Genomic DNA, 24,694 nt, shown 5'->3' with positions numbered 1-24,694 from the left:
CGCGGGACGCGACGCCAGGGTGACAGGGCCGATCGGGCCATGATCCACGAGGCCGGGTCGGCCCGGTTTCCTTTTCACTGGAGAGAGCCGAATGTTCGTGCCGCGCGCGCTCAGATCGCCGATCGAGGCGCTCTGGGGAATCGTGCCCGATCCGATCCGCGCCGCCCTGCCGGCCCCTCGCGAGGTGCGGGCCTGTCCCGGCGGGGTCCGCATCGACCTGCGGAGGATCGGCGGTCCGGGCACCGGGCGGATGGCGCGGCGGCTGGAGGAGCGGCTGCTGTCGATGAAGGGCATCGGCCGGGCGGAGGTCAACGGCGTCCTGGGATGGGTCTTCGTCGGCTGTGACAGCGCCTCGGCCGACCTGGGCAGGCTGCTGTCCATCGTCGACCAGTTGGAGGGCGAGGCGGGGGAGGAGGAGTTCGAACCGGGCCCCGTGGAGGAGGCCGGGGACACGACGGACCACAGCCCGCGGTCCCCGTCGTCCCGGCTGGCGGAGAACCACATGCGGGCCGGTATCCGGCTCGGCGCGAGCCTGCTCGGGGCCGGCCTGGCGGTCGCCGGGCGCGCGCTGCGGACGCCGCTGCTCCCCCCGTCCGCCCCCACCGTCCTCAACCTGGTCGACTCCACCCCGTTCATCCGCGCGGGGCTGGAACGCCGCCTCGGGCGCGCGGTCACCGACACGCTGTTCACCACCGCCGGGATCGTCGGCCAGACGCTCGCGATGCGCCCGTTCGGGATGGCGGTCCAGTCGGTGACCGCGGCCGCCCGTTACGCGGAGACGCGCGGCGCCCTGCGGGCCTGGCGGGAGCACGAGAAGGAGCTGGCCACCAGGGAGGGGGGCTACCGCCACATCCGGGCGGCGCGGACGCCCCGCACGGCCCCGATGTCCCACAGCCCGGTGGACCGGTTCGAGCGCGTGGCGAGCCCGCTGGCGGTGGGCGTGTCCGGCCTGACACGCCTGCTCAGCGGCAACCGCGAGCAGGGCCTGGCCATGCTGGTCAGCGCGACGCCCAGGGCCGCGAAGCTGGGCCGCGAGGCGTTCGCGGGCGCGGTCGGCCGGGCCGCGGCGCGGCGCGGCGCGATCGTGCTGAGGGGCAACGCCCTGCGCCGGATGGACGGCGTGGACACGGTCGTCCTCGACGCCGGCCTCCTCGCCACGGGTTCCTGGACGATCGACCGCGTCGTCCCGCTGACCGACGACGTGATCGGCGGCGCGGCCGGTGGCACGGACAGCGGCACGGGCGGCGGCACGGCCGGGGACTCGGCCGGTCACACGGACGGGGACGAGCTGCGGGCCCGGCTGTACGGGCTGATCGACCTCTCCGACCCCGGCGCGCGGCGCGAGCACGACGGATGGACGGCCGAACCGCTCGCCGACCCCGCCGGGTTCCTCCCCCCGGGCGGTCCTCCCCCGCCGGACGACCTCGGCGAGTGGGAGAGCCGGGGGCTGCGGGCCGTCGGCGTGCGGCGGGAGGGCGTGCCGGTCGCGCTGGTGGGCGTGGCGCCGGATGTCGATCCCCTGGCGGACGCCCTCGTCGCCGCGGCCCGGGACGCGGGCACCGTACTGCTCTCCGGCGGCCACCCGGAGCTCCCGGCGTTCGCGGAACTCGGTCCGCGGCTGGGCGTCGGCGAGAGCGTGCCGGGCGGCTCCGGGCTCGTCGCGAGGGTCCGCGCGCTCCAGGCGGACGGGCACGGCGTGGCCGTGGTGTCGAACCGCTCCCTCGCCGCGCTGGCCCAGGCCGACCTGGGCGTCGGCGTGCTGCGGCCGTCGGGCCCGGTGCCGTGGGACGCGGACGTGATCTGCGAACCCGGCGAGGCCCACCTGCTGCTGAGCTCCCTGGGCCCGGCGCACCGGACGAGCGAGCGGTGCGTGTGGATCGGCGTCGCGACGGCGCTGCTCGGGACCGGCCTGACGGTCCTCGTGCCGAGGGCGGCGGTGGTGCGCTGGGCGCAGCTCGTCAGCGACGGCACGGCGCTGCTGGCCATCGCCGTCGGCGAGTGGTCGGGCCGCGACGTCGGGCGCGTGGCGGCGCCGGTCCGCGCCGACCCGACCCCTGGCACGCGATGCGGGCCGAGGACGTCCTGACCCGGCTCGGCTCCTCGCCCCGGGGCATCAGCGAGGCCGAGGCGCTGCGGCGCCGTACCGCCGCCGGGGCCGAGCGCCCCGAGACCCCCGCCTCGCTGCTGCGCGCCTCCGCCGAGGAGCTGGCCAACCCGCTGACGCCGGTCCTGACCGCGGGCGCGGGCCTGTCGGCCCTGGTCGGCTCGGTCTCCGACGCGGTGCTGATCGCCGCGGTCATGGTCATCGACGCGCTCATCGGGGGTGGCCAGCGGTTCGCCGCCGACCGGTCCCTGCGCCGTCTGACCGAGACGGTCGCGTTCCGCGTACGGCTGCGCCGCCCCGGCGGCCAGGAGAGCACGACCGTGGAGAAGCTCGTGCCGGGCGACGTCGTCGAGCTGCGGGCGGGCGACGCCGTACCGGCCGACTGCCGGGTGGTCAGGGCGGTGGGCCTGGAGGTCGACGAGGCGAGCCTGACCGGCGAGTCGCAGCTCGTCACCAAGTCGCCGGCGCCGGTCGGCGCGTCCGCCCTGGCCGAGCGGACCTCGATGGTCTACGAGGGCACGACGGTGGCGGCCGGGCACGGCCTCGCCGTGGTCGTCGCGGCCGGCCGGACGACCGAGGCGGCCCGCACCGCGGGGATCACCGCGGAGCGGCCCCGCCGACCGGGGTGCAGCTGCGGCTGCGGCGGCTGAGCCGGGAGATCCTCCCCGCCGCGATCGGCTCGGGCCTGCTGCTCCTGGTCACCGACCTGGCGCGGGGCAGGCCGGTGGCGCAGGCGCTGGCGCCCGCGGTGAGCCTCGCCGTCGCCGCCGTGCCCGAGGGGCTGCCCTTCGTCGCCTCGGTCGCCGAGCTCGCCGCCGCCCGGCGGCTGTCCAGACGCAACACCCTGGTGCCGAACCCCTCGACCATCGAGGCCCTGGGCCGGGTGAACGTGCTCTGCTTCGACAAGACGGGCACGCTGACCGAGGGGCGCATCAGCCTGCGGCGCGTCTCCGACGGGCGGTCCGACCGGCCGGTGGAGGCGCTGACCCCGGAGCTGCGGCGGATCGTGGCCGCGGGGATGCGGGCCGGGCCGCGGCACGACGCCGAACGGCCCGTCGCCCATCCCACCGACCGCGCCGTCCTGGAGGGGGCCCGGCGGCTGGAGGTGACGCCCGGGGACGGCGCCGAGGGGTGGCTCCGGATCGACGAGCTGCCCTTCGAACCCGGCCGCGGCTACCACGCCGTGCTCGGCGCGGGCCGGGCGGGGGCGCTGCTGAGCGTCAAGGGCGCCCCGGAGATCGTGATCACCTGCTGTACGGCGGTGCTGCGCGACGGCCGCGAGACCCCGCTGACCGGTGCGGTGCGCGCGGAGCTGGAGAAGGAGGTGAACCGGCTGGCCCTTCAGGGGTACCGGGTGCTCGCGGTGGCCGAGCGTCCGGCCTCCGGCCGCCGGGACCTGGACGAGGAGCGCATCCGCGAGCTGCGCTTCCTCGGATTCCTCTGCCTGGCCGACCCGGTCAGGCCCACGGCGGCCGACAGCGTCCGCCGCCTGATGGGAGCGGGCGTCCGGATCATCATGGTCACCGGTGACCATCCCAGCACCGCCGAGGCGATCGCCGCCGAGCTGGACGCGCTGAACGGCGGGCGGGTCATGACCGGCCCGGAGATCGACGCCCTGGACGACGAGGAGCTGGCCGAGGCGCTGTCGGACGCGGCGGTCCTCGCCCGGACCACCCCGGCGCACAAGGCCAGGATCGTCCGCTGCCTGCGCCGGTCCGGCAAGGTCGTGGCGGTCACCGGCGACGGCGCCAACGACGCGCCCGCGATCCGCGTCGCCGACGTGGGCATCGCCCTGGGCTCCCGCGCCACCCCCGCGGCCCGGGCCGCCGCCGACGTCGTGGTGACCGACGACCGGATCGAGACGATCGTCGACGCGATCACCGAGGGCCGGGCCATGTGGAGTTCGGTGCGCGACGCCCTGAGCGTCCTGCTCGGCGGCAACATCGGCGAGATCGTCTTCGCGGTCGGCTCCAGCCTGCTGTCCGGCCGGAACGTGCTGAACGCCCGCCAGCTGCTGCTGGTCAACCTCCTCACCGACATGCTGCCCGCGCTGGCGGTGGCCGTCCGGCCGCCGGCGTCGACGAGCCCGGAGAAGCTGCTGGCCGAGGGGCCGGAGGCGTCACTGGGGGCCTCCCTGACCCGGGACATCTACCTGCGCGCGGTCACCACGGCGAGCGCGGCCGGGGCCGCGTGGTGGATCGGCCGGATGACCGGCACGACGGGCCGGGCGAACACGATGGGACTGGTGGCGCTGGTGTCGGCGCAGCTCTTCCAGACCCTGGTGCTCGGCCGCCGGGACCGGATGGTCCTGCTGGCCTCGGCCGTCTCGCTGGCCGTACTGGGCCTTACGGTGTCGGTGCCGGGAGTGTGCCGGTTCTTCGGCTGCCGCCCGCTCGGGCCGGTGGGGTGGACCGTCGCCCTGGGCAGCGCCGCCGCCGCGACGGTCGTGGAGGCGGCGCTGCAGGTGCCGGCCCGCAAGGTGTCACCGCCTGTTCATCCCCCGGTAACCTAACCTGGGCGTTTAGTCCATATTTGTCATGAATTATCGCTTATAAGAAATTTTCTCCCCTGTGAGGTCGCCATGCCCGCCATCCTGACGTCGCTGCTGGCCAAACTGGCCGTCATCGCGCTCGAAGCCATCGCCGCCTACGCCATCCGGGCGATCGTCGCCTCCGTCCTGGAGCGCCGGGGCCTCCAGCCGGCCTAGACACGGCCGCCCGGTCAGCGGGCCCGGGACTCGATGAGCCGGGCCACCTTACGGTGCTCCGCCGAACGCAGCACCTTCTCGGCCTTCGCCGGATCGGCGACCGGCGCGCGCTCCAGCAGCCCCCGCGCCTCCTTCAGCGTCAGCAGCCGCCGCACGGACTGGTCGAGCCGCGCCCGGGAGATCTTTCCCGACTTCACCGCGGCCAGCACCGCGTCGTACGCCTTGGTGAAGTTCGGGGGCATCAGCAGCAGGTCGACCCCGGCCAGGATGGCCCGGACCGGCACCTGCGCGTCGCCGTACTTCTTCCGCACGCCCGCCATGTCGAGGGCGTCGGTCGAGACGACCCCGTCGAAGCCGAGCCTGTCGCGGAGCAGCCCGGTCAGGATCGGCTTGGACAGCGTGGACGGGTCGCCGGACGGGTCGAGCTTCGGCATGACCACGTGGGCGCTCATGACCACGTCGGTCTTCGCGCCGATGGCGGCGGCGAACGGCGGCGCGTCCAGCTTCCGCCACTGCGACAGGGAGTGCCGGATCACCGGCAGCCCGCTGTGGCTGTCGACGTCGGTGTCGCCGTGGCCGGGGAAGTGCTTGGCGGCCGTGGCCGTCCCCGAGTCGTGGAACCCCTTGACCGCCGCGGCGACCATCCGGGAGACCTTGGCGGGGTCGGAGCCGTAGGCGCGCGGGCCGATCACCGGGTTGCGCGGGTTGATGTTCACGTCGGCGACCGGGGCGAAGTCGAGGTTGATCCCCAGGGCACGCAGCTCGCTCCCGGTGACCTCGGCGGCCTTGCGGGCCAGCGAGGGGTCGCCGGTCGCACCGATGACCGACGCGCCCGGCATGGCCGTGACCAGCGGCGCGAGGCGGGAGACCCGGCCGTTCTCCTGGTCGGCGCCGATCAGCAGCGGGATCTTCGGCGAGGCCTTCTGCAGCCCGTTGGTCAGGGCCACCACCTGCCGGACGCTCTTGATGTTGCCGGCCCAGGGGAACAGGATCACCCCGCCCGGCCGGTACTTCGCCACGACCTTGGCGGGGGTGTCCGCCCCGAACCGCGCGCTGTTCTCCCCCGACACGGTGCCGGGGTCCGCGCCGTACACCACCGGCATGAAGAGCTGCCCGACCTTCTCCTCCAGGCTCATCCGGGCGAGCACGGCCTCCACCTTCGAGGAGGCGGACGCCCGGGACGCCGGGGGCGCCTGCGAGCCGTCCGGGGTCGCGGACGGGGCGGCGGGCGCGGTGGTGGCGGCCGTGGCGGTGGCGCTCGCGACGGCGCCGTTCTCCCGGCTCGCGGCGGACCCGGCGGGCGAGGCCGCTCCCGAGGCGGCGCAGCCGGCCACCATAGTCGCCATCACTGCCAGACCAGTCGTACGAATGCACCGAACCATGCGTCCCACGCTATCCGTGCCCACCGACGGACGCGCCGCACCGCCCCATCTCCGGGCCGGAAACATCCCATCCGCCGGTCAAAGGCCCAGCTCCGCCAGGCCCGGCAGGTTCGCCCGGGCCGCGGCGCGCGCCTCGTACGGCGAGCCCGCGGTCACGGCGGCGGCCGCGGCGAGCACGCACTCCTCCCGGGAGTGCCGCGCCAGGGCCGCCCGTACGGCGGGCAGCGCGGGCGCGGCCATCGACAGCGAGGTGACGCCGATCCCGACGAGCACGCAGGCCAGCGCCGGGTCGCCCGCCGCCTCCCCGCACACCCCGCACGGCCTGCCGCGCTCGGCCGCGCCGGCCACGGCCAGGCCGACCAGGTCGAGCAGGGCGGGCTGCCAGGGGTCCTGCAGCCCGGTCAGCGCCCCCACCTGGCGGTCGGCGGCCAGGGTGTACTGGGCCAGGTCGTTGGTGCCGACGGAGAAGAAGTCCGCCTCCGCGGCCAGGTCGGCGGCGCGCACCGCGGCCGACGGGATCTCGATCATCACGCCCGCGGACGGCAGCCCGGCCTCCCGGCAGGCGGCGGCGAACCAGGCGGCCTCCTCCGCGGTGGCGACCATCGGGGCCATCACCTGGAGATCGGCCCGCGAGCGCGCCGCGGCCCGGGCCAGGGCGCGCAGCTGCGTCTCCAGGATCTCCGGGTGGGCCCGCAGCAGCCGCAGGCCCCGCTCGCCCAGCGCGGGGTTGGGCTCCGGGCGCGGCGGCGGCAGGAACGCCAGCGGCTTGTCCGCCCCCGCGTCGAGCGCCCGCACGATCACCCGGCCGCCCGGGAAGGCGTCCAGCACCGCGAGGTAGGCCTCCTCCTGCTCCCGCTCGCCGGGCGCCGCCGACCGGTCCAGGAAGAGGAACTCGGTCCGGAAGAGCCCGACGCCCTCGGCGCCGTGCGCGAGGGCCGCCTCGATGTCGTCCGGGCCGCCGATGTTGGCCAGCAGCGGCACCGGGTGGCCGTCGGCGGTGGCGCCGGGGCCGGTGACCGCGGCCAGGGCGGCCTCCCTGCCGGCCGCGACCCCGAGGGCGGCGGCCACGTCGGTGTCCGGCGGGGCGGGCCGTACGGTCCCGGCGGCGCCGTCCACCAGCAGCGGCGTGCCCGCCGCGATGGAGGCCGCCCCCGGGCAGGCCACCACGGCCGGCACACCCAGCGCGCGGGCGAGGATCGCGGTGTGGCTGGTCGGCCCGCCCTCCTCGGTGACGAAGGCGGCGACCACGTCCGGCGACAGGGCGGCGGTGTCGGCGGGCGCCAGGTCGCGGGCGACGAGGACGTACGGTCCCGGCGGGCCGTCGAGGGCGTCCCGGGAGGCCGGCGGTCCGGGAGGCGGCCGGCCGTCGAGCACCGCGATGGCCCGGTCCCGGACGTCGTCCAGGTCGGCGACGCGCGCGCCCAGGTATCCCCCGGCGCCGGCCAGCATCGCGCGGTAGGCGCCGAACGCCTCGTAGACGGCGCGGGCGGCGGACGCGCCGGCGTCGATCAGCTCGCCCACCCCGGTGGCCAGGCCGGGGTCGCGCGCCATCAGCGCCTGGGCGTTCAGGATCTCCCGGGCCTCGCCGCCCGCCCTGGCCCCGCGCGCCTCCAGGTCGGCGGCGACGTCGGCGAGGGCCCGCTCGGCCCGCGCCCGCTCCGCCTCGGCGTCACCGCCGTGCCCGGCCCCCGGCTCGGGGACGGGGGGCTCCCAGTCGAGCACGAAGGCCGGGCCGAAGCCGACGCCGGGGCTGACGCCCGTCCCCGTCAGCTGGTTCACGGAGCCGATGCGATCTCGGCCAGCCGGTCCAAAATCTCGTCGGCGCCGTCACCCTCGGCGGCGATCACCACGATGTCGCCCTTGCGCACGTCGAGCGACAGGACCGACAGGATGCTCTTGGCGTTCACCGGCTTGCCGCTCCCCTTGGCGATGGTGATGTCCAGGGGCGCCTTGGCGGCGGTCTGCACGAACGTCGCCGCCGGACGGGCGTGCAGGCCGACCTCGGCCTCGACGGTGACTTGACGCTGGGTCACGAACTCCTCCTGCGAGTGTCTGCCGGGCGGTCCGGACCACCCGGTGTCCTGTCGCCCGGTGGAACCCGGGCGGCCTCCACGGTACGGCGGCCGGTGATCGGCCGCCGCGGATCCCGTGCCCCTGCGGGGCCCGGCCATGCGGCGCACACCGTACCGGGACCCGGCCACGCCCGGACACGTCATACCCCCTCAAGGGGCCCACGCCCACCGGAAGAGCCCGTCCCCGGCGCGCACGGGGCCCCGGGCGAGGGTGGTGACGGCCTCGGCGGGGGCGTCGAGCGCCACCACCGCGCAGACCGGTGAGCGCCCGCCCGCCGCCACCCGCGCCGGGTCCCAGGCCACCACGGGCTGCCCCGCGCCGACCCGGTCCCCCTCCGCGGCCAGCGTCTCGAAGCCCTCCCCCCTGAGCTGCACGGTGTCGATGCCCAGGTGCACGAGGACCCCGCGGCCGTCGTCGCCGACGACGACGAAGGCGTGCGGGTGCAGCTTGACGATGGTGCCGGTGATCGGCGAGACCGCCCGGCCGGCCGTCCGCTCGGGCTCGACGGCCATCCCGGGGCCGACCAGGCCCTTGGAGAACACCGGGTCGGGCACCGCGTCCAGGTCCACGGCCGTCCCCGTGACGGGGGCCATAACCGTCATCATCGCAAATCCCCCTCGGTCTTCCCCCCGTGCGCCGGGGCGGGGACGGACCGGCGCGTCAGCCGATGATGTCCTCGATGTCACCGGCGATCGTGTCGGCCTCGGGCCCCACGACCACCTGGACGACGTTGCCGGTGGCCATCACCCCGTGCGCGCCGGCCGCCCGCAGGGCCGCCTGGTCGACCTTGGAGACGTCGCGCACCTCGGTGCGGAGCCGGGTGATGCACGGTTCGATCTCGATGATGTTGCTCGCGCCCCCGAGGCCCGCGATGATCGCGTCGGCGTCAGCCGCCATGTCGCCCTCCCTTGCCTGCGGTCTGTGACCAGGCTAAACGACACTCGGTGATCAGTCGGTCTGCGTGACCTTGTTCAGGCCGCGCGGGGCGTCGGGGTCGATCCCGAGCCGGCGGGCCAGGGCCTCGGTCAGCAGCTGCCCCGGGACGATCAGCCCGAGCGGGGCGACCCACTCGGGCAGGTCCGGGCCGTTCAGCGCGGCGCTGGAGGCGGCGGCGAGCTCGGTGCCGCCGCCGACGGTGAACGCCTGGGCGCCGGCCTCGGTGACCCGCCGGGCCAGGGCCACCGTACCGGCCAGGGTGGGGCCCTGGCCCGCGGCGACGAGGACGGCGGGGGTGTCGGCGTCCACCACCGCGATCGGGCCGTGCAGCAGGTCGGCGTACGACAGGCCCATGGCGTGCAGGTAGCACGCCTCCTTGAGCTTGAGGGCCAGTTCGAGGGCGGTGGAGAAGGCCAGGCCCCGGCCGGAGATCACCGCGCCCGGCTTGTCGGCCAGGCCCTCGACGATCGCCTCCAGGTCTCCCGGCTCGGCGATGAGCTTCTCCACGGCGTCCGGCACGCGCCGCAGGTCGCCCGGGTCGACGTCGGCGCCCAGGCCGAGGCCCAGGACGGCCAGGGCGGCGAGCTGGGTGGTGTAGGTCTTGGTGGCCGGGACGGCCTTCTCCTCGCCCGCGAGCGTGCACAGGGCGAGGTCGGCGGCCTGGGCGAGCGGGCTGTCCTCGCCGCCGTTGGTGACGGCCACGGTCACCGCGCCGCAGTCCTTGGCCCAGGCGAGGGTCTCGACGATCTCCTCGGTCCGGCCCGACTGGGAGAGCGCCACGGCCAGGACGCCGTCGAGGTCCAGCCTGCGGCGGTATGTGGTGGCGATCGACGGCGCGGCGAGGGTGGACAGGCGGCCTGTGTGCGCCTCGGCGAGGTAACGGCCGTAGACTGCGGCGTTGTCGGAGGTGCCGCGGGCGATGAACAGCAGCTGGCGGGTCCGCCGGGCGAGCCGTTCCACCTCCCCGACCCGGGGGAGGAGCGCGTCCAGGGTGGCGCGCAGCGCGGCGGGCTGCTCGGCGATCTCGCTGCGCATCTTGGTCGTCATCTCGTTCATCCTTCGGCTCGGACGGACGAGATCGGGCCGTTATCGATCCGTCTCCGGTCCGTACGTTGACACCCTTTTCCGGCACGTGGTCTAGTCCGGACTAGACCAGTACGAACCATAGCTCATCACCACATCCCAGATCGAGTGGCTGGATACCTGTCAGAGAGGGGGACGCCGTGGCCCGGATCGATCCGGACAGCCCGGTGCCGAAGTACTTCCAGCTCCGGGAGATCCTGCTCGACATGATCGAGAGGGACGAGCTGGTCATCGGCACGGCGATCCCGTCCGAGCGCGAGCTCTGCCAGCGCTTCGGCCTGTCCCGCATGACGGTACGGCAGGCGGTCGACCACCTGGTCTCCGAGGGCAGGCTGCAGCGCGTCCCGGGCAAGGGCACCTTCGTGGCCCGCCCGAAGATCGAGATGGCGCTCCGGCTGACCTCGTTCAGCGACGAGATGCGCTCCCGGGGCATGGAACCCGGCTCCCGCGACCTCGACCGCCGCGTGGTCCGGGCCAGCGCCTACCTCGCCAGGGAGCTCGGTATCCGCCCCGGCGAGGAGGTGCACTTCATCGAGCGGCTGCGGACCGCCGACGCCGAGCCCATGTGCATCGAGCGGGCCCACATCCCGGTCTCCATCGCACCCGACCTCGGTGACCACGACCTGACGGGCCGCTCGCTGTACGCCCTGCTGGAGACCCGCTACGGGCTGGTGCTCGACGCGGGCGAGCTGACCATCGACGGCGGCATCGCCGACCCCGGCGACGCCGACCTGCTGAAGCTGCCGCGCGGCGGGGCCGTGCTGCTGCTACAGCGGCGCTCCTTCGCCGGAGGCGTCTGCGCCGAGCTGGGGGTGTCCACCTACCGCGCGGACCGCTACCAGCTCCGCACCGTCCTGGAGACGCCGCGGCGCGTCTGACGCGCCCCGCCCGTCCCGAACGGAGGGACCACGCCAGTGAAGCGACCTTCTTTCCCTGCGGTCTTCGCGGTGCTCCAGCGGGTCGGGCGCTCGCTGATGATGCCGATCGCGGTGCTGCCCGCCGCCGGGATCCTGTTCCGCATCGGCCAGGACGACCTGCTCGGCCGTACCGACGATCCCATCCTCGACCAGGTGGCGGGGGTGTTCGCGGCGGCGGGCGGCGCGCTGTTCGACAACCTGCCGCTGCTGTTCGCGATCGGCGTGGCGATCGGGTTCGCCCGCAAGGCCGACGGCTCGACCGCCCTGGCCGCGCTCGTCGGCTACCTCGTCTTCGACCGGGTGTCCCGGACGCTGTTCTTCGCCGCCCCGCAGGACTCGGCGGTCTACCGGAAGGTCGCGCTGAGCGTCGTGGGGCCCGACGGGCGGCCCGTTCCCGCGCTCGACCTGGGCGCGGAGAACCCCACCGGCGTCCTGGGCGGCATCGTCATCGGCATCGTCGCCGCCCTGCTCTGGCAGCGCTACTACCGCACCAAGCTCCCCGCCTGGCTCGCCTTCTTCGGCGGCAGGCGCTTCGTCCCGATCGTCACCGCCGTCGCCGCGCTGCTCCTCGGCGTGGTCTTCGGCCTGCTGTGGCGGCCGGTCGGCGACTGGCTGGCGAACGCGGGCGACTGGCTCGCGCTGCACGGCCCGGTGGGCGCCGGCGTGTACGGCGTGGCGAACCGGCTGCTCATCCCGGTCGGCCTGCACCACTTCCTGAACACGATCGTCTGGTTCACCCTCCCGGAGTGCCAGGCGGGCGTCGACGGCGCGACCAGGAGCGCCGCCGGCGACCTGAACTGCTACTTCGCCGGCCAGGACGGCGCCGGCATCTTCATGACCGGGTTCTTCCCGATGATGATGTTCGGCCTGCTCGGCGCGGCCATCGCGATGTGGCGGGCGGCGCCGCCCGGCAGGCGCGCGACCGTCGGCGGGATCATGCTGTCGGCCGGCCTCACCGCCTTCGTCACCGGCATCACCGAGCCGCTGGAGTTCGCCTTCATCTTCGTCGCGCCCGTGCTGTTCGTGGTGCACGCGCTGCTCACCGGCCTGTCGATGGCCCTGATGGCCGAGCTGGACGCCCGCCTGGGGTTCACCTTCTCCGCGGGCGCCATCGACATGCTGCTGAACGCGGGCAAGTCCAACACCCACCGGCTCGCCCTGATCATAGGCTTCGGCCTGGTCTACTTCGCCGTCTACTATCTGCTGTTCACCGTGCTGATCAGGAGGATGAACCTCGCCACCCCGGGCCGGGAACCGGACGAGGGCGACGCCCTCGCGCCCGCCGCGCCGCCCACGGCCCCCTCCGGGGAACGGCCGCCCGGACCGCCCGGGGAGCCGTCCGCCGGACCGGAGGCGGGCGCCGCCGCGGAACGGCCGCTCGGGGAGCCGTCCGCCCGACCGGAGGCCGGCCCGGCCCGCGACCCTGGCGAGAAGGCTCCCCCGGCGGGGTCCGCCTCCTGAGGGGCGTTCCGGACGTCCGCCGGACGCCGCGATCCGCGCCGGAACCCGTCCCACCCGGCCGGAGACCGCGCCAGGTCGGACCGGCCTTCCTCACCTACCGGGGCGAACCGGCACGGCCGGACGGGAAGTTGGCGGCGGCGGTATCTGGACGGGCGGCCGGAAACTCCTGAACGCGTCAGGTCAGCCGACGACGATCGGAGCCCCCCATGTCGTGCCCTCCGCACCCGCCGCGCCCGCCACGGTCCCTCCGCCATCCGCGCCCACCGCGCCTTTCCCGCCCGCCGCGTCCCGTGCCGCTCCCCCGGCTCGCACCGCATCCCCCGGCGGAGCCGCCCTACGACGACGAGCGCCCGCCGCCGTCCGGCCCGGCCGCCCCGCCGTACACCCAGGGCGCCCCGCCGTACACCCAGGGCACTCCGCCCTACGTCCAGGGCGCCCTCGCGCCGGCCGGCGAGCCCGAGGCGGCCGGCGCGCGCGAGCCCGGGCCGGTCAGCATCCGAGAGCCCGAGGCGGTCAGCGCCCGAGGGCCCGAGCCGGACGGTGTCCGCGAGCCCGGGCCGGCCGGGGCCCGCGACCGCCGGACGCCGGTGTGGGGGCCGGCGGGCGCGGCCCCCGACGAGCGCCGGCTGCGCGCCCTGGGCCAGGCCGTCGCCGAGGCCCTGTCCGGACGCCGGCCGCCGGCGAGCCTGTCCGCCCACATGACCGTCCGGGCCCACGCCGAGCTGGTCCGGACCGGCAAGGTCATCGGCGGCGCCCGGCCGCCGCTGGTCGGCGTCCCGCACGTGTCCCGGCCCGGGGACGGGGTGGTGGAGATGTGCGTCCTGGTGCACTGCGGCGACCGGCCGCGCGTCCTGGCGCTGCGCCTGGAACGGCGGGGGACGCGGTGGCTGTGCACCGACGTGGAGACCACCCCCTGAAAGCCGGAAAGGGGCCCGCACGTCGGCCGTGCGGGCCCCTTTCCGGGTGGTGACCTGTCAGGCCTGGACGTTCCGCGGGTCGCCGTGGCAGCGCTTGTACTTCTTGCCCGAGCCACAGGGGCAGGGGGCGTTGCGCTCCACGTCGCCGTAGGCGTCGCGCTCGGCCTTCGTGCTCACGCGGGTGTGCTCGATCTCGCCGCTCTCACCCGGCGCGGAGTACTCGAGCTCGGAGGGGCGCTCCGGGCCGCGCAGTCCGCGGGCGATGATCGAGCGGGTCTCGGCGATCGCCGCGTCCTCGTGCTCGTGGTCGTGGTCGTGCTCCTCGACGATCGGGTTGGTCTGCACCTCGACCTCGAGGTTGAACAGGTACCCGACCGACTCCTCCTTGATGCCCTCCAGCATCGCGGAGAACATCTCGAAGCCCTCGCGCTGGTACTCGATCAGCGGGTCGCGCTGCGCCATCGCGCGCAGGCCGATGCCCTCCTGGAGGTAGTCCATCTCGTAGAGGTGCTCACGCCACTTGCGGTCGAGGACCGACAGGATGACCCGGCGCTCCAGCTCCCGCATCGCCTCGGAGCCCAGCTCCTCCTCGCGGCGGTCGTAGGCGGCCAGCGCGTCGGCCTTGATCTTCTCGGACAGCAGCTCGGCGGTGAGCTCCTCGCGGCTGCCGGCCTCCTCGGCGACGTCGTCGACGGTGAGGGTGATCGGGTAGAGCTGGCCCAGCGCCTTCCACAGCTTGTCGAGGTCCCACTCCTCGGCGAAGCCCTCGGTGGTGGCGCCCGTGACGTAGCCGTCGACGACGTCGCCGACGAAGCCGCGGATCTGCTCGTGCAGGTCGGCGCCCTCCAGCACCCGGCGACGCTCGGCGTAGATCACCTTGCGCTGCCGGTTCATGACCTCGTCGTACTTCAGAACGTTCTTGCGGATCTCGAAGTTCTGCTGCTCGACCTGGTGCTGGGCGGAGGCGATGGCCTTCGACACCATGCCGGACTCGATCGGCACGTCGTCCGGGATGTTGAGCCGCGTCATGATCATCTCGACCCGGGCCGAGTTGAACAGGCGCATGAGGTCGTCCTCAAGGGAGAGGTAGAACCGCGACTCGCCCGGGTCGCCCTGGCGGCCGGACCGGCCGCGGAGCTGGTTGTCGATACGCCGCGACTCGTGGCGCTCGGTGCCCAGGACGTAGAGGCCGCCGAGCTCGGTGACCTCCTCGTGCTCGGCCGCCACGGCTGACTTGGCCTTCTCCAGCGCCTCGGGCCAGGCCTTCTCGTACTCCTCCGGGGTCTCGACCGGGTCGAGGCCGCGGCTGCGCAGCTCCTGGTCGGCGCGGAAGTCGGGGTTGCCGCCGAGCATGATGTCGGTGCCTCGACCGGCCATGTTGGTGGCGACGGTGACGGCGTGCTTGCGGCCGGCCTCGGCGACGATCGCCGCCTCACGGGCGTGGTTCTTGGCGTTGAGGACCTCGTGCTGGACGCCCCGGCGCTTGAGCTCCTTCGACAGCCGCTCGGACTTCTCCACGCTGGTGGTGCCGACCAGGACCGGCTGGCCCCGGTCGTAGCGCTCCTTGATGTCCTCGACGCAGGCGAGGAACTTGGCGTCCTCGGTCTTGTAGACCACGTCGGCCTGGTCCTTGCGGATCATCGGCCGGTTGGTCGGGATCGGGACGACGCCGAGCTTGTAGGTCTGGTGGAACTCGTTGGCCTCGGTCGCCGCGGTGCCTGTCATGCCGGACAGCGTGGTGTAGAGGCGGAAGTAGTTCTGCAGCGTGATCGTGGCGAGAGTCTGGTTCTCGTCCTTGATCTTGACGCCTTCCTTCGCCTCGATGGCCTGGTGCATGCCCTCGTTGTAGCGGCGGCCGTGCAGGACGCGACCGGTGAACTCGTCGACGATCAGGACCTCGCCGTCGACGACGATGTAGTCCTTGTCCTTCTTGTAGAGCTCCTTGGCCTTCAGCGCGTTGTTGAGGAAGCCGACCAGGTGGGTGTGCTCGGGCTTGTAGAGGTTGTCGATGCCGAGCCAGTCCTCGACCTTCTCCACGCCGGACTCGAAGATGCCGACGGTGCGCTTCTTCTCGTCGACGGCGTAGTCGCCGGTGCTCTCCTCGCCGTCCTTGCCCTCGGTGCCGCGGCGGAGGCGGGGGGCGATCTTGGCGAACTCGGCGTACCACTTGCCGGACTGCTCGCCGGGGCCGGAGATGATCAGCGGCGTCCGGGCCTCGTCGATGAGGATCGAGTCCACCTCGTCGACGATGCCGAAGTTGTGGCCGCGCTGGACGCACTCCTCCAGCGACCAGGCCATGTTGTCGCGCAGGTAGTCGAAGCCGAACTCGTTGTTCGTGCCGTAGGTGATGTCCGCGTTGTACTGCTTGCGGCGCTCCTCCGGCGGCATGTTCGCCAGGATCACGCCGACCTCCAGGCCGAGGAAGCGGTGGATCCGGCCCATCTCGTCGGCGTCGCGCTTGGCGAGGTAGTCGTTGACCGTGATGACGTGCACGCCCTTGCCGGAGATGGCGTTGAGGTAGGCGGGCAGCGTACAGGTCAGGGTCTTGCCCTCACCGGTGCGCATCTCGGAGATGTTGCCCATGTGCAGGTTGGCCCCGCCCATGATCTGCACGTCGAAGTGGCGCTTGCCCAGCACACGCCGGGAGGCCTCGCGGACGGTGGCGAAGGCTTCGGGAAGCAGATCGTCGAGGGACTCGCCGTCGGCGTGGCGCTGCTTGTACTCGTCGGTGAGCGCGCGCAGCTCGGCGTCGGTCAGGCTCGTGAAGTCGTCCTCGATGGAGTTGACCTGGTCGGCGATCCGCTTGAGCTTACGCAGAAGCTTGCCTTCGCCTGCGCGAAGAATCTTGTCGAGAAAGGCTGGCACTTTAGGTAAGGCTCCTCGCAGGTCTTCCGGACCGGACGGGCCCGGATGAGGACGAGACATGGTTCTCCGCAGCCATCGTAGGCGGTTCCGCCACCCGGCACAGCCATCCTCGGCGACGCCTTCCACGACCGCGGAGTCCCTCGTGTCCTTGCATCAGGACTACTTCCCAGACTAAAGGGTATGCCGATCGGCCCACGCGCACGATGACGGCCGTTGCCGCACGGGCGCGTCGTCCCCCTCGGGTCATCCCCGGAAGGAGACGCCGCCATGCCGGACGGCGCACCTCATTCGGACCACGGCGCGGGCCACGCCGGCAGGGCGTCGTCCTGGCTCGCCGTGACCGTGCTCATCCTGGGTTTCGCCGTCGGCGGGATCGGTCTGTGCCGTGGTCCCGACTGGTTCATGTTCTGGGCGGGCACGGCCGTCTGCGTCCTCGGCGGCGTCCTCGTCGCGGTGTTCGGGGTGTTCCGGGACGTCTCGGTCGAGCTCCCCCGCGAGTTCCCGGACGCCCGGGGTCGCTAACCGGCATACCGGTTTCGTCGGTGTGAGGCGCTAGTCTCGGCGTCATGCTGACGCGATGCCTGCCCCGGGGCCGCTCATGACGGTCGCACTCTCCGCCGACGAGGCCCGCCGGATCATCCTGCGCGCCCAGGGTTTCCTGGGCGCCGACGCCCGCCGCGGCGGTGTCCCCGCCGTGCTGCGCCGGCTGGGCGCCGTCCAGCTCGACACGATCTCCGTCCTGGCCCGCTCGCACGAGCTCGTCGCCTACGCCCGCCTCGGCGCCGTCGGCCGGGCGAAGGTCGAGCGCGCCTACTGGGACGACCCGGCCCGCGCGTTCGAGTACTGGTGCCACGCCGCGTGCGTGCTGCCGATCGACGACTGGCCTCTTTACGCCTTCCGCCGCCGGTACTACGCGGTCAGGAAGTACCGCTGGCACGAGGTGCCGCCGACCGTGGAGAAGGTGCTGCACCAGGTGCGCGAGAGCGGCCCGGTCACCACCGCCGACCTCGGCGGCGCCAAGAACGGCGGCCCCTGGTGGGACTGGTCGGACGCGAAGATCGCCATCGAGTGGCTGCTCGACACCGGGCAGGTCGTCTGCACCCGCCGCGTCGGCTGGCGGCGGGTGTACGACCTGACCGAGCGGGCCGTCCCGGCGCACCTGCTGGCCGAGGACCTCTCCGACACCGAGTGCGTCACCCGCCTCACCCGGACCGCCGGGCGCGCCCTGGGCGTCGCCACCCGGGCCGACCTGGTCGACTTCCTCCGCCTCAAGGCGCCCGAGGCCGCGCTCCTGGACGGGGCCCTCGCCTCCGGCGCCACCGGGCTGGTCCCGGTGCGGGTCTCCGGCTGGCCCGAGCGCGCGGCGGACGCCTGGGCCGACCCGGCGGCGCTGGAGGGCGAGCCCCGGGGACGGCACCGCACCACCCTGCTGTCGCCGTTCGACTCCCTCGTCTGGGATCGCCCCCGCACCTCCCGCGTCTTCGGCTTCGACCACCGGCTGGAGGCGTACGTCCCGAAGGACAAACGGGTCCACGGCTACTTCACGATGCCGGTCCTGTCCGGCGGCCGCCTGATCGGCCGGGTGGACCCGGCGCGGGAGGGCACCACGCTGGTCGCCCGGCAGGTCGGCCTCGAACCCCGCGCGGGCCGCGGAGCCGTCGAGGCGATGGCGGAGGCCCTCGCGGAGGCGGCGGCCTGGGTCGGCTGCGACGCCGTACGCGTCGAGCGGGCCGATCCGGCCGTGACCGTCGCGCTGTCCGCGGCGCTCGCCGAGGCGCTCTGACCCGGGGCGCCCGCCGGGTCTCCGTGACCGGGCCCCCGAGGACGCCGAGGACGGGGTCCCGCGGCGGACGGCCTCACCGCACGGCGCCCGCGGCCGGTCACGACCGGCCGCGGGCGCCGTGCCCGCCGATCAGGTGATCTCGAGCATCCGCTCGCGGACCGCGTAGACCACCGCTTCCATCCGGGAGTGGAGCTGGAGCTTGTCCAGGATGTTGCGGACGTGGTTCTTCACGGTGTTCTCGGCGATGAACAGCTGCTTGGCGATCTCGCGGTTGTTCATCCCCTTCGCGACCAGGCGCAGCACCTCCATCTCGCGGTCCGTCAGGCGCGGGACCGGGAGCTGGGGAGGCCGCTCGGCCTCCTTGCGGCTCATGTTCGCGAACTCGGTGATGAGCTTGGCGGCCATCGCCGGGTTGATCAGGGACTGCCCTTCGTGAACGCCGCGGACGGCCTCGGGCACCTCGTCGAGCTGCACGTTCTTCAGCAGGTAGCCGGTGGCCCCCGCCTTGATCGCCTCGAAGAGGTCCTCCTCCTCGTCGCTCACCGTCAACATGATGATCCGCGTGCTCGGCACCGAGGCCTTGATCTCGCGCGTGGCCTCGATGCCGCTCCTGCGGGGCATCCGGACGTCCATGAGCACGACGTCCGGGGTGAGGCGGTCGGCCAGCTCGACCGCCTCCTGTCCGTCACTCGCCTCGCCGACCACCTCGATGTCCGTCTCCGCGGCCAGCGCCATCTCCAGGCTGCGGCGGATCAACGCGTGATCGTCGACGATCAGCACGCGGATCGGGTCACCGCTCCTGGCAGCGCGGGTCGTCTCATCGGATTCCGTCACGCCTCCTCCTCGGGGGGCCAGAGCCGTTGGACCGCCATGATTACACGGTTTCAGGTCCTCGGGGTGGTCGGAGAGGATCTTCGTACGGGTTCGTCAGGGTTCGACGAGCCGCAACACTCCGTAGTTGTAACCTCGCCTCCGGTAGACGACGCTCGGCAGGCCGCTCTCCTTGTCCCGGAAGAGATAGAAGTCGTGACCGACCAGCTCCATCTCCAGCAGCGCCTGGTCGATGGTCATCGGATCGGCCTTGTGGGTCTTCTCCCGGACGACGAGCGGCCCGTCGCCGTCCATCTGGATCGGGACGATCGCGCTGTCCTCGGAGAGGTCGCCGGCCTCCGCCGCGGGCTCGGGCTCGAAGCGGTACTCGTCGCCGGAACCGCCGACGGTCGCGGGCTCGACACGGACCCCGGCGGGGTCGATCTCGAAGGACTCGGCGAGCGCGGCGGCGGTCAACTCGGCCACCGAAGGGGGGCAATGGTTGCCGTAGTGGACCTTGCGCCGGTCGGCGAGGCGCCGGAGCCTGCCTTCGAGCTTCCCGAGCGCGATGTCGAGGGCGGAGAAACGGTCGTCGGCCGAGGCCTCGGCGCGGATGGCGGGTCCCCGGGAGTGGATGGTGAGCTCGACCCGCTCCCGCGGGCCGTTGATGCGCGGGTTCGTCTCCTTGGAGACCTCCACATCGATGCGGATGAGTTTGTTGTCCAGACGCTCGATCTTGGCCAGCTTGGCGGTCACGTGGTCTCGGAACCGGTCACTCACTCCCGTGTGCCGGCCCTTGACGATGATGTCCATGCACAGCCCCCCTTCGAAACCTCGACGGTGTTGAGCGGCGGCACCCACCCGGCCGACCTGGTCTTCGTCCCCACATCCGCCTGCTGAGGGTCTCGCAGCTCTTTGCCACTACTGCCCTTCTCTTCTGGCGAGGAACATCTGGCTCCCCGGGAAGGCAGGACTTACCTCTAAGCCGCACCGTGATCGATCGACGAAAAGTCGTCTTACGTGGACCGTTTAGCCTGCGGCTGGCATCGGCTAGCCAGGCCGGTCTCCTCGCGGGAGCCGGTCCGGCGCAACCACGGACCCGGGCGGGTGCCATGTTCAGACGCTATCCGCATCGCGGCCGAATGTCAGCTTGGCCCCGCCTTTGCCGGTCACTTTGCGTGATCTTAAACGCGCCCGCGCGGGTCGAGGGCGGCCGTTTCACCGAGCGGCTCCGGCACGTGCCCGCTTCTCAGCGCCCCCGGAGGACCTCGCGGAGCCGATCCGGACAGGCGGGCACCACCACCGGACGGGACCGTTTTCCGGCCGTTACATTACTTACGGTGATGGTTTCGAAATCCGTTCTCTCGGCGTGTCGCGGCGACCGTGGCGGCCAGTGGGACCTCCGTGCCCGCCTCGCGCAACGCCCGGGCCGCCTCGGCGAGCGTCGCGCCGGTGGTGAGGACGTCGTCCACCAGCACGACGGCCCCTCTCCCGGCCCAGAAGCCGAGCCGGGCGCGGTTGTGGCCCGCGACGACCCGGAAGGCCCCGGCGAGGTTCTCGGCGCGCCGGGGGGCGCTCAGGCCCGCCTGGTCGGCGACCCGGCGGCGCTGGGTGAGGACCCGGGCGACGGTCGCCGGCCATCCCGCCGCGCGGAGGTATCCGGCTGCCAGCTCGGCGAGCCCGGTCACCGGGTCGTGCCCGCGCCGCCGCAGCGCGGGACGGGCGCTGGGCACCGGGACGAGGATGACGGGCCGCTCACCCGCCGCCGCGGCCACCGTCAGCGCCAGGGCGCCGGCCAGCGGGTGGGCGAGCGCCGTACGGCCGTGTTCCTTGTAGGCGAGGATCGCCCGACGCGGGCCGCCGGCGTACTCGGCGGCCGACCAGCATTCGGGCAGGCCGGGCGGGCAGGGGGCGGGCATCCGGCGCGCGGGCTCGCCGTGCAGCTCCGCCGTACAGCGGGGGCAGACGAGGGCGCCCGGGGCGTCACACCCGGCGCAGCGCGGCGGCAGGACCAGATCGAGCAGAACGGTCGACACGTGCCCACGGTTTCACGCGCCACCGACAGAAACGCCCGTGAGCACGCGTCATCGGCTCAGCCCAGCGGGTAGGCGGGGTAGGAGGGACCGTCCTTGGTGAAGGAGGTGGAGCCGTTCTCGTTCTTGACCACGGCCTCCCACTGGGCCGAGTTGCGGTTCCAGGACAGCAGCTGCCAGTTGCCGTCGTCGTCCTTCGCCCCGGCCAGCAGGGAGCCGTTCAGCGCGGTGATGCTCTGGATCTGCGGGTTGGACGGCAGCTGCTTGGGCTCGGCGACGACGGACGCCTCCAGCAGCTCGGACTTGCCGGTGAGCACGTAGAGGGTCGTGCCGTCCTTCCAGGCGATGTCCTTGACGGTCTGGTTCGGCTCGACGTTCACCACCGGGTGCAGATTGGTGATCTTGGTGGCGGCCCCCTGGCCGGTGACCGTGCCGATCTTCACCTCCTCCTCCGTGCCGCTCCGCACCACCGCCGCGACGTGCACCCCGTCGCGGGCGATCCGGAGCGCCTCGACGCGGACCGTCTCCAGGTCGGGGGCGGAGACGTCGTACTGCTTCCTGCCGTCGTGCCGCAGCACCTTCGAGGTGTGGTCGTCGAGCCGGTCGACGGTCCACAGGGTGTGGTAGCGGTCCCAGGAGGGCGGGGTCAGGGAGGTGCCGGCGATCCAGGGCCGCCACTGGCCGCCGGGGGTCATCTGGGTGACCGCGATCTCCCGCTCGCCGGCCGACAGCGCCGCCACCTGCCACTGGTCGCTGATCGCCGGACGGGTGCGGGCGCCGTCGTTCTCCCCCGCCTGGCCCGGCACCGGCTGGCCGACGTTGTCCCGGCCCAGCGTGCGCAGCGCGCCGTCGGCGAGGAAGTAGGGGTGGACGTCGCCGGGGGTCATCCAGGTGTCGAAGTCGATGTGCTCCTGGGCGTCGATCGGCAGCAGGCTGTCGGAGTAGTACGGCTCGCCCTTCACCCGCACCTCGAAGTCCCAGCCGCCCCTGGTCAGCTCGGCGAGCGTCCCGGCGATCTGGGCCGACATCGGGCCGATCAGGTCGGAGTCGACCGGCTTGGACAGGTTGATGACCACGCGGTCGTCCTGGGTGTCGACGCCGAGGAGCTGCGTGCCGGGCTTGAAGGCGGTGTTCACCGCGCCCTTGAGCAGGCTGCTCGGCCCCTTCAGCAGCCGCTGGACGATCGTCTTGGCGAAGTTGGCGGTGGGGTCGATCGGCACGCGGACCTGGTCGACCACCAACCCCTTCCACGCCGAGTCCAGGAAGTACAGGTTCGCCTTGAGGTAGGCGCGCTCGACGTCGGCCTCCGACAGCAGCAGCCCGTCGGGCGCCGCGTTGATCCGCCACCCGCTCGGCCCCTTGACCAGGCTGAACGGCTCGTTCAGCGGGCCGCCGGTCGGCCGGTAGCGGCCGTCCTGGTCGATGATCGCGGTGAGGGTCCCCTTCAGGACGACCCGGGCGGTGCCGTCGCCCTGCTCGGGCGGGGGCTGGACCTCGCCCTGCTTGTAGACCGTCACCCCGCTCTGCGGGTCCCACTTGCGGGCGAAGTCGTCGGTGAGGTACCTGCGCGCGATGCCGCGGTCGCGGTCGTCGACGCTGGCCATCGCGGCGCGGAACCCGGCGACGACCTGCTCGGGCGTCCAGCCGGCCTCCGGAGGCACGGCGATGACCCGCGCGTACGGGTCGCCCAGCGGGTTGCCCTTGCGCACGTCGTCCACGACGGCCGACCGGCCCCCGACCGGGATGACCGAGCAGGCGGCGGACACGCAGCTCAGCGCCATGACCAGGCTCACCGCGCCCATGCGTCGCCCGGTGCGGGTCAGCCGCCGGGCCCTGGCCGTCCGCCCGGAGGGGGCGGGCCGTTCCGTTCCGTGGACCACGGTCTCAGTCCGCATCGCGTCCCCCGTCGGCCGTCGCCGGCGACAGCACCGGCGTCATGTGCGCCCGCCACGTCCGGCGCATCTCCACCTCCGGCGGGACCAGCGGCAACGGCGACCCGCGCAGCGGCGACCCGGCCGTCCTGGGCAGCGACAGCCGGAACTGCGACCCCTCGCCCGGCGCGCCCCACGCCTGGAGCCAGCCGCCGTGCAGCATCGCGTCCTCGCGAGAGATCGCCAGCCCCAGGCCTGTGCCGCCGATCGTGCGCGCCCGCGAGGGGTCGGCCCGCCAGAACCGGTCGAAGACCATGTTCTCCTCGCCCGGTTTCAGGCCTACGCCGTGGTCGCGCACGGCCACCGCCACCGCGTCGCGGTCGGCGCCGACCGTGACGATGATGTCGCGGCCCTCACCGTGCTCGATCGCGTTGAACAGCAGGTTGCGCAGGACGCGCTCGACCCGCCGGCGGTCCATCTCCGCCATGCAGGGCTCGCCGGGCAGCCGCAGGTCGAAGCGGGTGGAGTGGCGCTCGGCCAGCGCCTCGGAGTCGGCGACGGCGCTCAGCACCACGTCTCTGACGTCGACCGGCTCGATGTCCAGCTCGGCCGCGCCCGCGTCGTAGCGGCTGATCTCCAGCAGGTCGGCGAGCATCGTCTCGAACCGGTTGAGCTGGTTCTGCATCAGCTCGGCCGACCGGGCGACCATCGGGTCGAAGTCCTCCCGGGCGTCGTAGAGCAGGTCGGCGGCCATCCGCACGGTGGTCAGCGGGGTGCGCAGCTCGTGTGAGACGTCGGAGACGAACTGCCGCTGCACCTGCGACAGCTCCTCCAGCTGGTGGATCTTCAGCGCCAGGTTGGCGGCCATCTCGTTGAAGGAGGCGGCCAGCCGGGCCAGGTCGTCCTCGCCGCGGACCTTGAGCCGCTCGTCCAGGCGGCCGGCGGCCAGCCGTTCGGCGGCCTGGCGGGCCAGCCGTACCGGGATGACCACCTGGCGGGTGACCAGGGAGGCGATGGCGGCCAGCAGGAGCACCAGGGCGACCCCGACCAGGATGAGCATCCGCAGGACCGAGGTGAGGGTCTTCTCCTCCTGGTCCAGCGGGACGAGGTGGTAGATCTCGTAGCCGCTGTCCAGGGGCGTGCCGGAGGTGTCGAGGCGGGTGCCGAGGATCATGCCGGGCCGCGAGTCGCCGCCCTCGTAGTACAGCCTGCCGTAGTAGGTGGTGACCTCTTCGGGCTGCTTCTTCAGCACGTCGGCGCGGAGCCTCTCGGGGATGCTCACCGGGTCGATGTTGGTGGTGACGTAGAACTCGCCGGGCCGGTTGTCGTTGCGGATGACCACCGAGTAGCGGGGTACGGCGCCGGCCCGGCCCGCCAGCGCCACGATCGCCTGGCCGAGCGGGCTGTCCCCGCCCGCCTGGAGCGCCCCCACCATGTCGGCCTGCTGCTTGGACGTCTCGCCGCCGGGCTGGTTCTTCAGGTAGCCCAGCACGGCCTTCCGGTCGGCCTGCGCCTCGCTCCTGGCCGCGCGCTCCCGGGACTCCAGCGTGGTCGCGACGATCTGCTGCATGAGGAAGACCCCCAGTACGGCGACCACCGCGATGGAGATCACCATCGTGCTGGTGACCACGCGGAGCTGGAGGGAACGCCAGAAGACACGGCGCACCCAGCCGGCCAGCCATCGGGCCCGGCGGCGGAGTCCCCGCGCCACCCGGCGCGGGGTTCGGAGGCGCTTACTGGAGGGCATGTCGG

At 73.4% G+C, this 24,694-nt stretch carries 21 protein-coding genes; 9 read left to right on the top strand and 12 right to left on the bottom strand.

Annotated elements, in window-relative coordinates; genetic code table 11:
- The first annotated feature begins 91 nt into the window (after nucleotides 1–91).
- The 4 genes from ACQP10_RS06665 (at nucleotide 92) to ACQP10_RS06650 (ending at nucleotide 4,811) form a co-directional block, all read left to right on the top strand.
- Complete coding sequence (locus tag ACQP10_RS06665) at nucleotides 92–2,086, top strand: hypothetical protein (RefSeq protein WP_433541053.1); 1,995 nt, start codon at nucleotides 92–94, stop codon at nucleotides 2,084–2,086.
- Nucleotides 2,065–2,754, top strand: a complete 690-nt coding sequence (locus ACQP10_RS06660) for a cation-transporting P-type ATPase (protein ID WP_433541052.1) — start codon at nucleotides 2,065–2,067, stop codon at nucleotides 2,752–2,754. Before ACQP10_RS06665 ends, ACQP10_RS06660 begins: the two co-directional genes overlap by 22 nt.
- The gene (locus ACQP10_RS06655) at nucleotides 2,730–4,616 is read left to right on the top strand and encodes a cation-translocating P-type ATPase (RefSeq protein WP_433541051.1); all 1,887 of its coding nucleotides are present in this window, start codon (nucleotides 2,730–2,732) and stop codon (nucleotides 4,614–4,616) included. The genes ACQP10_RS06660 and ACQP10_RS06655 overlap by 25 nt, the downstream gene beginning before the upstream one ends.
- 69 nt (nucleotides 4,617–4,685) lie before the next feature.
- Nucleotides 4,686–4,811: a hypothetical protein gene (locus tag ACQP10_RS06650; RefSeq protein WP_268246288.1), complete on the top strand. Its 126-nt coding sequence runs from the start codon at nucleotides 4,686–4,688 to the stop codon at nucleotides 4,809–4,811.
- Between the two features lie 14 nt (nucleotides 4,812–4,825).
- Here ACQP10_RS06650 and ACQP10_RS06645 read toward each other — a convergent pair whose 3' ends face one another.
- From ACQP10_RS06645 to ACQP10_RS06620, 6 genes are all read right to left on the bottom strand, one after another.
- The gene (locus tag ACQP10_RS06645; RefSeq protein ID WP_346021921.1) at nucleotides 4,826–6,157 is read right to left on the bottom strand and encodes a glycoside hydrolase family 3 protein; all 1,332 of its coding nucleotides are present in this window, start codon (nucleotides 6,155–6,157) and stop codon (nucleotides 4,826–4,828) included.
- Between the two features lie 114 nt (nucleotides 6,158–6,271).
- The gene (ptsP, locus tag ACQP10_RS06640; RefSeq protein ID WP_433541050.1) at nucleotides 6,272–7,972 is read right to left on the bottom strand and encodes a phosphoenolpyruvate--protein phosphotransferase; all 1,701 of its coding nucleotides are present in this window, start codon (nucleotides 7,970–7,972) and stop codon (nucleotides 6,272–6,274) included.
- Nucleotides 7,969–8,226: an HPr family phosphocarrier protein gene (locus ACQP10_RS06635; protein WP_179819407.1), complete on the bottom strand. Its 258-nt coding sequence runs from the start codon at nucleotides 8,224–8,226 to the stop codon at nucleotides 7,969–7,971. The genes ptsP and ACQP10_RS06635 overlap by 4 nt, the downstream gene beginning before the upstream one ends.
- A 189-nt stretch (nucleotides 8,227–8,415) precedes the next feature.
- A complete protein-coding gene (locus ACQP10_RS06630) occupies nucleotides 8,416–8,871 on the bottom strand; it encodes a PTS sugar transporter subunit IIA (protein ID WP_179819408.1) in 456 nt (151 codons plus the stop codon).
- 55 nt (nucleotides 8,872–8,926) lie between these two features.
- Entirely contained in the window at nucleotides 8,927–9,163 is a 237-nt protein-coding gene (locus tag ACQP10_RS06625) for a glucose PTS transporter subunit EIIB (RefSeq protein WP_179819409.1), read from the bottom strand.
- Nucleotides 9,164–9,214: 51 nt separating this feature from the next.
- Complete coding sequence (locus ACQP10_RS06620; RefSeq protein WP_386149140.1) at nucleotides 9,215–10,249, bottom strand: SIS domain-containing protein; 1,035 nt, start codon at nucleotides 10,247–10,249, stop codon at nucleotides 9,215–9,217.
- A 176-nt stretch (nucleotides 10,250–10,425) separates the two neighbouring features.
- Here ACQP10_RS06620 and ACQP10_RS06615 point away from each other — a divergent pair, with 176 nt between their 5' ends.
- The 3 genes from ACQP10_RS06615 to ACQP10_RS06605 all read left to right on the top strand — a co-directional run bounded on the left by ACQP10_RS06615 (nucleotide 10,426) and on the right by ACQP10_RS06605 (nucleotide 13,580).
- Nucleotides 10,426–11,163, top strand: a complete 738-nt coding sequence (locus ACQP10_RS06615; RefSeq protein ID WP_179819411.1) for a GntR family transcriptional regulator — start codon at nucleotides 10,426–10,428, stop codon at nucleotides 11,161–11,163.
- Nucleotides 11,164–11,259: 96 nt separating this feature from the next.
- Nucleotides 11,260–12,663: a PTS transporter subunit EIIC gene (locus ACQP10_RS06610; protein ID WP_433541883.1), complete on the top strand. Its 1,404-nt coding sequence runs from the start codon at nucleotides 11,260–11,262 to the stop codon at nucleotides 12,661–12,663.
- A 290-nt stretch (nucleotides 12,664–12,953) separates the two neighbouring features.
- Nucleotides 12,954–13,580: an Rv3235 family protein gene (locus tag ACQP10_RS06605; protein ID WP_433541049.1), complete on the top strand. Its 627-nt coding sequence runs from the start codon at nucleotides 12,954–12,956 to the stop codon at nucleotides 13,578–13,580.
- 57 nt (nucleotides 13,581–13,637) lie between these two features.
- Here the strand turns inward: ACQP10_RS06605 and secA are convergent, their stop codons facing one another.
- Entirely contained in the window at nucleotides 13,638–16,445 is a 2,808-nt protein-coding gene (gene secA / locus ACQP10_RS06600) for a preprotein translocase subunit SecA (protein ID WP_346021917.1), read from the bottom strand.
- Between the two features lie 267 nt (nucleotides 16,446–16,712).
- Here secA and ACQP10_RS06595 point away from each other — a divergent pair, with 267 nt between their 5' ends.
- Nucleotides 16,713–16,967, top strand: a complete 255-nt coding sequence (locus tag ACQP10_RS06595; RefSeq protein WP_433541048.1) for an HGxxPAAW family protein — start codon at nucleotides 16,713–16,715, stop codon at nucleotides 16,965–16,967.
- A 76-nt stretch (nucleotides 16,968–17,043) separates the two neighbouring features.
- Nucleotides 17,044–18,228 carry a winged helix-turn-helix domain-containing protein gene (locus ACQP10_RS06590; RefSeq protein WP_346021915.1) on the top strand — a complete coding sequence of 395 codons (1,185 nt, stop codon included), beginning with the start codon at nucleotides 17,044–17,046 and terminating at the stop codon, nucleotides 18,226–18,228.
- A gap of 129 nt (nucleotides 18,229–18,357) precedes the next feature.
- Here the strand turns inward: ACQP10_RS06590 and ACQP10_RS06585 are convergent, their stop codons facing one another.
- From ACQP10_RS06585 to mtrB, 5 genes are all read right to left on the bottom strand, one after another.
- Nucleotides 18,358–19,062: a response regulator gene (locus ACQP10_RS06585; RefSeq protein WP_179819416.1), complete on the bottom strand. Its 705-nt coding sequence runs from the start codon at nucleotides 19,060–19,062 to the stop codon at nucleotides 18,358–18,360.
- Between the two features lie 93 nt (nucleotides 19,063–19,155).
- Nucleotides 19,156–19,851, bottom strand: coding sequence for a ribosome hibernation-promoting factor, HPF/YfiA family (hpf, locus tag ACQP10_RS06580; protein WP_179819417.1), 696 nt, complete (start codon nucleotides 19,849–19,851; stop codon nucleotides 19,156–19,158).
- Between the two features lie 518 nt (nucleotides 19,852–20,369).
- Nucleotides 20,370–21,074, bottom strand: a complete 705-nt coding sequence (locus ACQP10_RS06575) for a ComF family protein (RefSeq protein ID WP_433541047.1) — start codon at nucleotides 21,072–21,074, stop codon at nucleotides 20,370–20,372.
- 56 nt (nucleotides 21,075–21,130) lie between these two features.
- A complete protein-coding gene (locus tag ACQP10_RS06570) occupies nucleotides 21,131–22,966 on the bottom strand; it encodes an LpqB family beta-propeller domain-containing protein (protein ID WP_399499933.1) in 1,836 nt (611 codons plus the stop codon).
- Nucleotides 22,956–24,689 (bottom strand): MtrAB system histidine kinase MtrB, encoded by a 1,734-nt coding sequence (mtrB, locus tag ACQP10_RS06565; protein ID WP_179819420.1) that lies wholly within the window; start codon nucleotides 24,687–24,689, stop codon nucleotides 22,956–22,958. Before mtrB ends, ACQP10_RS06570 begins: the two co-directional genes overlap by 11 nt.
- Between the last annotated feature and the right edge of the window lie 5 nt (nucleotides 24,690–24,694).

It is taken from the genome of Streptosporangium sandarakinum (assembly GCF_050942225.1).
Classification (GTDB): Bacteria; Actinomycetota; Actinomycetes; order Streptosporangiales; family Streptosporangiaceae; genus Streptosporangium; species Streptosporangium nondiastaticum.
The sequence above is the reverse complement of the archived record's forward strand: the minus strand, read 5'-3'. Positions and strand labels throughout refer to the sequence as shown.

What these genes read in the sequence shown, in the direction of transcription:
- ACQP10_RS06650 (WP_268246288.1), top strand. Translation starts at nt 4,686, where the DNA reads ATGCCCGCCATCCTGACGTCGCTGCTGGCCAAACTGGCCGTCATCGCG.
- ACQP10_RS06610 (WP_433541883.1), top strand. Translation starts at nt 11,260, where the DNA reads ATGATGCCGATCGCGGTGCTGCCCGCCGCCGGGATCCTGTTCCGCATC.
- ACQP10_RS06595 (WP_433541048.1), top strand. Translation starts at nt 16,713, where the DNA reads ATGCCGGACGGCGCACCTCATTCGGACCACGGCGCGGGCCACGCCGGC.
- ACQP10_RS06590 (WP_346021915.1), top strand. Translation starts at nt 17,044, where the DNA reads ATGACGGTCGCACTCTCCGCCGACGAGGCCCGCCGGATCATCCTGCGC.
- ACQP10_RS06660 (WP_433541052.1), top strand. Translation starts at nt 2,065, where the DNA reads ATGCGGGCCGAGGACGTCCTGACCCGGCTCGGCTCCTCGCCCCGGGGC.
- ACQP10_RS06665 (WP_433541053.1), top strand. Translation starts at nt 92, where the DNA reads ATGTTCGTGCCGCGCGCGCTCAGATCGCCGATCGAGGCGCTCTGGGGA.
- ACQP10_RS06570 (WP_399499933.1), bottom strand. Translation starts at nt 22,966, where the DNA reads ATGCGGACTGAGACCGTGGTCCACGGAACGGAACGGCCCGCCCCCTCC.
- ACQP10_RS06630 (WP_179819408.1), bottom strand. Translation starts at nt 8,871, where the DNA reads ATGATGACGGTTATGGCCCCCGTCACGGGGACGGCCGTGGACCTGGAC.
- ACQP10_RS06625 (WP_179819409.1), bottom strand. Translation starts at nt 9,163, where the DNA reads ATGGCGGCTGACGCCGACGCGATCATCGCGGGCCTCGGGGGCGCGAGC.
- ACQP10_RS06645 (WP_346021921.1), bottom strand. Translation starts at nt 6,157, where the DNA reads ATGGCGACTATGGTGGCCGGCTGCGCCGCCTCGGGAGCGGCCTCGCCC.
- ACQP10_RS06620 (WP_386149140.1), bottom strand. Translation starts at nt 10,249, where the DNA reads ATGACGACCAAGATGCGCAGCGAGATCGCCGAGCAGCCCGCCGCGCTG.
- mtrB (WP_179819420.1), bottom strand. Translation starts at nt 24,689, where the DNA reads ATGCCCTCCAGTAAGCGCCTCCGAACCCCGCGCCGGGTGGCGCGGGGA.
- hpf (WP_179819417.1), bottom strand. Translation starts at nt 19,851, where the DNA reads ATGGACATCATCGTCAAGGGCCGGCACACGGGAGTGAGTGACCGGTTC.